At 49.7% G+C, this 5,113-nt stretch carries 2 tRNA genes and 3 rRNA genes; all 5 read right to left on the bottom strand.

The window, feature by feature from the left end:
* Window positions 1–3: 3 nt before the first annotated feature.
* A 5S ribosomal RNA gene (rrf, locus tag WKU26_RS12435) occupies window positions 4–114 on the bottom strand.
* A gap of 87 nt (window positions 115–201) precedes the next feature.
* Window positions 202–3,083, bottom strand: a 23S ribosomal RNA gene (locus tag WKU26_RS12430).
* 117 nt (window positions 3,084–3,200) lie between these two features.
* Window positions 3,201–3,274, bottom strand: a tRNA-Ala gene (locus WKU26_RS12425).
* A gap of 83 nt (window positions 3,275–3,357) precedes the next feature.
* Window positions 3,358–3,431, bottom strand: a tRNA-Ile gene (locus tag WKU26_RS12420).
* 115 nt (window positions 3,432–3,546) lie between these two features.
* Window positions 3,547–5,073: ribosomal RNA gene (locus WKU26_RS12415) — 16S ribosomal RNA — on the bottom strand.
* Together the 16S, 23S and 5S rRNA genes with 2 tRNA genes alongside form the textbook arrangement of a ribosomal RNA operon.
* Window positions 5,074–5,113 lie beyond the last annotated feature (40 nt).

Raw genomic sequence — 5,113 nt, 5'->3', positions numbered from 1 at the left:
CTAAAACGGCGACTACCTACTCTCCCACTTGTACGCAGTACCATCGGCGTGACGAAGCTTAACTTCTCTGTTCGGAATGGGAAGAGGTGGAACCTTCGTGCTATAGTCACCTGAATTTCTTCAAACATCAATGACAAGACAAGCAATCAAAGCACAGCAAAAACACTGAACGTATATATCATCCATGAGTATCAATCCTCGTAAGGAAAGTGAACGGGCAATTAGTAATGCTCGGCTTTGGTGTCTCCACCTTTACACCTGCATCCTATCAACGTCATCGTCTTTGACGACCCTGAGAAATCTAATCTTGTGGCCGGCTTCGTACTTAGATGCTTTCAGCACTTATCCGATCCAGACTTAGATACCCAGCGATGCACCTGGCGGCACAACTGGTAAACCAGAGGTCTGTCCAACACGGTCCTCTCGTACTAGTGTCAGAGCCACGCAAATTTCATACGCCCACGATAGATAGAGACCGAACTGTCTCACGACGTTCTGAACCCAGCTCGCGTGCCACTTTAATGGGCGAACAGCCCAACCCTTGGGACCTTCTCCAGCCCCAGGATGTGACGAGCCGACATCGAGGTGCCAAACCACTCCGTCGATATGAGCTCTTGGGAGGGATCAGCCTGTTATCCCCGGAGTACCTTTTATCCTTTGAGCGATGTCCCTTCCATACGGAAACACCGGATCACTATGCTCTAGTTTCCTACCTGCTCGACTTGTCTGTCTCCCAGTCAAGCGCCCTTCTGCCATTACACTCTGCGGACGGTTACCGATCGTCCTGAGGGCACCTTTAGAAGCCTCCGTTACGCTTTTGGAGGCGACCACCCCAGTCAAACTACCCACCAAGCAATGTCCTTCAACTTGAAGTTAGAATTCAAACAAACAAAGGGTCGTATTTCAACAGCGGCTCCACAAATACTGGCGTACCTGCTTCAAAGCCTCCGACCTATCCTACACATCGCGTGCCCAAATTCAATGCTAAGCTATAGTAAAGGTTCACGGGGTCTTTTCGTCCCATCGCGGGTAATCGGCATCTTCACCGATACTACAATTTCACTGAGCTCACGGTTGAGACAGTGTCCAGATCATTACACCATTCGTGCAGGTCGGAACTTACCCGACAAGGAATTTCGCTACCTTAGGACCGTTATAGTTACGGCCGCCGTTTACTGGGGCTTCAATTCAATGCTTCTCTTGCGATGACATCTCCTCTTAACCTTCCAGCACCGGGCAGGTGTCAGGCTGTATACGTCTACTTTCATATTGGCACAGCCCTGTGTTTTTGTTAAACAGTTGCCTGGACCTATTCTCTGCGCCCTCTCATATAGAGGAGGGACCCTTTATCCCGAAGTTACAGGGTTAATTTGCCTAGTTCCTTAACCGTGATTCACTCAAGCGCCTTAGTATATTCAACCCGACTACGTGTGTCCGTTTGCGGTACGGGTACCTCATGAGTTAAGTTTAGCGGATTTTCTCGGCAGCATGCTTACCCACACTGTTGAATTGTCCCGAAGGACGCTCCATACTGTCAGATTCGGCTCTTTCCACGGATTTGCCTGCGGAAATCAACGCCTACATCCTTTAACGAACTATTCCGTCAGTTCGCGGTGGTGTCACTCCTGCGTCTCCACGTCACCCCATAAGGTAGTAACGGAATATTAACCGTTTCTGCCATCGGTCTCGCCGTTCGGCTGAACCTTAGGACCCGACTGACCCTGATCCGATTAGCGTTGATCAGGAAACCTTAGTCTTTCGGCGAGGGGGTTTCTCACCCCCTTTATCGTTACTTATACCTACATTTGCTTTTCCATACGCTCCAGAGTACCTCACGATACGCCTTCAACGCCGAATGGAATGCTCCCCTACCGATACTTACGTATCCCACGGCTTCGGTAGACAACTTGATACCCGATTATTATCCACGCCCGATTCCTCGACTAGTGAGCTGTTACGCACTCTTTAAATGAATGGCTGCTTCCAAGCCAACATCCTAGCTGTCTCTGCAATCAGACTTCGTTAGTTTAACTTAGCTGTCATTTCGGGACCTTAGCCGGTGGTCCGGATTCTTCTCCTCTCGGGCACGGACCTTAGCACCCATGCCCTCACTCCTGTGATCGAACTGATGCGCATTCGGAGTTTATCAAGACTTGATAGGCGGTGAAGCCCTCGCATCTTATCAGTCGCTCTACCTCACATCAGTAATTCACAAGGCTGCACCTAAATGCATTTCGGGGAGTACGAGCTATCTCCAAGTTTGATTAGCCTTTCACCCCTACCCTCAGCTCATCCAGAAGCTTTTCAACGCTTATTGGTGCGGACCTCCATCTGGTGTTACCCAGACTTCATCCTGGCCAAGGGTAGATCACTTGGTTTCGCGTCTACCGCATCTGACTTGACGCCCTGTTCAGACTCGCTTTCGCTTCGGCTGCGGGTCTCATGACCCTTAACCTTGCCAAGTACGGTAACTCGTAGGTTCATTATGCAAAAGGCACGCCGTCACTCTTGCGAGCTCCGACCGCTTGTAGGCGCACGGTTTCAGGTACTATTTCACTCTTCTGTTCGAAGTGCTTTTCACCTTTCCCTCACGGTACTGGTTCACTATCGGTCTCTCGGGAGTATTTAGCCTTACCGGATGGTCCCGGCAGATTCACACAGGATTTCTCGTGTCCCGCGCTACTCAGGATACCACTATGCTTCGTCTTGCTTCGCATACCGGACTGTCACCGTCTGTGGTCAAACTTTCCAGATTGTTCTGCTCACAAGATTTCTTGCAACGTCGTGGTCCTACAACCCCTCACATGCCGTAACATGTAAGGTTTGGGCTCTTCCCCGTTCGCTCGCCACTACTGGGGGAATCATTGTTATTTTCTTTTCCTGCAGGTACTAAGATGTTTCAGTTCCCTGCGTTAGCCTCCTACTTAAGTAGGATGGTATGTCTTCAACATACCGGGTTGTCCCATTCGGAAATCCATGGATCAAAGGTTATTTGCACCTCCCCATGGCTTATCGCAGCTTATCACGTCCTTCATCGCCTCCGAGAGCCAAGGCATCCGCCATGCGCCCTTGCTTACTTTCCTTACCTCAGACACATTCTCTTAAGAACGTGCCGGATGATATATACTTTCAGCTTTCTTGCTTTATAGCTTTTATTGCTTGTACATCATGTCATAGATCTTATTTCCTTGCGGAACAAGTGGAGAATAACGGATTCGAACCGTTGACCCCCTGCGTGCAAAGCAGGTGCTCTAGCCAGCTGAGCTAATCCCCCGGATACCTTTCCTTTTTTTTGCGGCTGCAAAAGTAGTCATTTTATTCCTTACAGCCAAATAAAAAAGAAAGTTTTTTTCATCGTAGTCCCAGGCAGAGTTGAACTGCCGACCTCTACATTATCAGTGTAGCGCTCTAACCAACTGAGCTATAGGACTAGCTTCTGGATTCAGTTCAACCTTGTCTTGATCAGACTCGGCTTCTTCTTTCTCTCTTTATATCTTATAAACAAACAGGCACAAAGAATAACCTCGAAAGAAACATTCTCTCCAGAAAGGAGGTGTTCCAGCCGCACCTTCCGGTACGGCTACCTTGTTACGACTTAGCCCCAATTACCAGTTTTACCCTAGGGCGCTCCTTGCGGTTACGCACTTCAGGTACCCCCGGCTTTCATGGCTTGACGGGCGGTGTGTACAAGGCCCGGGAACGTATTCACCGCGCCGTGGCTGATGCGCGATTACTAGCGAATCCAGCTTCGTGGAGTCGGGTTGCAGACTCCAGTCCGAACTGAGAGGAGTTTTACGGATTGGCATCCTGTCGCCAGGTAGCGGCCTTCTGTACTCCCCATTGTAACACGTGTGTAGCCCCGGACGTAAGGGCCGTGCTGATTTGACGTCATCCCCACCTTCCTCACATCTTACGATGGCAGTCCCGTCAGAGTCCTCAGCTTGACCTGTTAGTAACTGACAGCAAGGGTTGCGCTCGTTATGGCACTTAAGCCGACACCTCACGGCACGAGCTGACGACAACCATGCAGCACCTTCACAAAGGTCCGAAGACTGATCTGTTTCCAAATCATTCCTTTGCAATTTAAGCCCGGGTAAGGTTCCTCGCGTATCATCGAATTAAACCACATGTTCCTCCGCTTGTGCGGGCCCCCGTCAATTCCTTTGAGTTTCACCGTTGCCGGCGTACTCCCCAGGTGGGATACTTAATGCTTTCGCTTGGCCGCTGACAGTATATCGCCAACAGCGAGTATCCATCGTTTACCGTGTGGACTACCAGGGTATCTAATCCTGTTTGATACCCACACTTTCGAGCATGAACGTCAGTTACAGTTTAGCAAGCTGCCTTCGCAATCGGGGTTCTTCGTGATATCTAAGCATTTCACCGCTACACCACGAATTCCGCCTGCCTCAACTGCACTCAAGAGGACCAGTATCAACTGCAATTTTACGGTTGAGCCGCAAACTTTCACAACTGACTTAATCCCCCGTCTGCGCTCCCTTTAAACCCAATAAATCCGGATAACGCTCGCATCCTCCGTATTACCGCGGCTGCTGGCACGGAGTTAGCCGATGCTTATTCATAAGGTACATACAAGCTCCCACACGTGGGAGGTTTTATTCCCTTATAAAAGAAGTTTACAATCCATAGAACCTTCATCCTTCACGCTACTTGGCTGGTTCAGACTCTCGTCCATTGACCAATATTCCTCACTGCTGCCTCCCGTAGGAGTTTGGACCGTGTCTCAGTTCCAATGTGGGGGACCTTCCTCTCAGAACCCCTATCCATCGTTGGCTAGGTGGGCCGTTACCCCGCCTACTACCTAATGGAACGCATCCCCATCGCATACCGAAATTCTTTAATCAAGTTATCATGCAATCTCTTGATACCATCGGGTATTAATCTCCTTTTCAGAAGGCTATCCCCGAGTATGCGGAAGGTTGGATACGCGTTACTCACCCGTGCGCCGGTCGCCGGCAATTGAAGCAAGCTTCAATCCCGCTGCCCCTCGACTTGCATGTGTTAAGCCTGTAGCTAGCGTTCATCCTGAGCCAGGATCAAACTCTTCATTGTAAAATATCTTTTTTACTCTTTTCAGAGTGAATTTTCTGTC

Origin of the sequence: Phocaeicola sp. HCN-40430, from assembly GCF_037890285.1 — a bacterium.
Classification (GTDB): domain Bacteria; phylum Bacteroidota; class Bacteroidia; order Bacteroidales; family Bacteroidaceae; genus Phocaeicola; species Phocaeicola acetigenes.
Note: the sequence above shows the minus strand (reverse complement) of the source record. Positions and strands in the feature narration are given on the sequence as shown.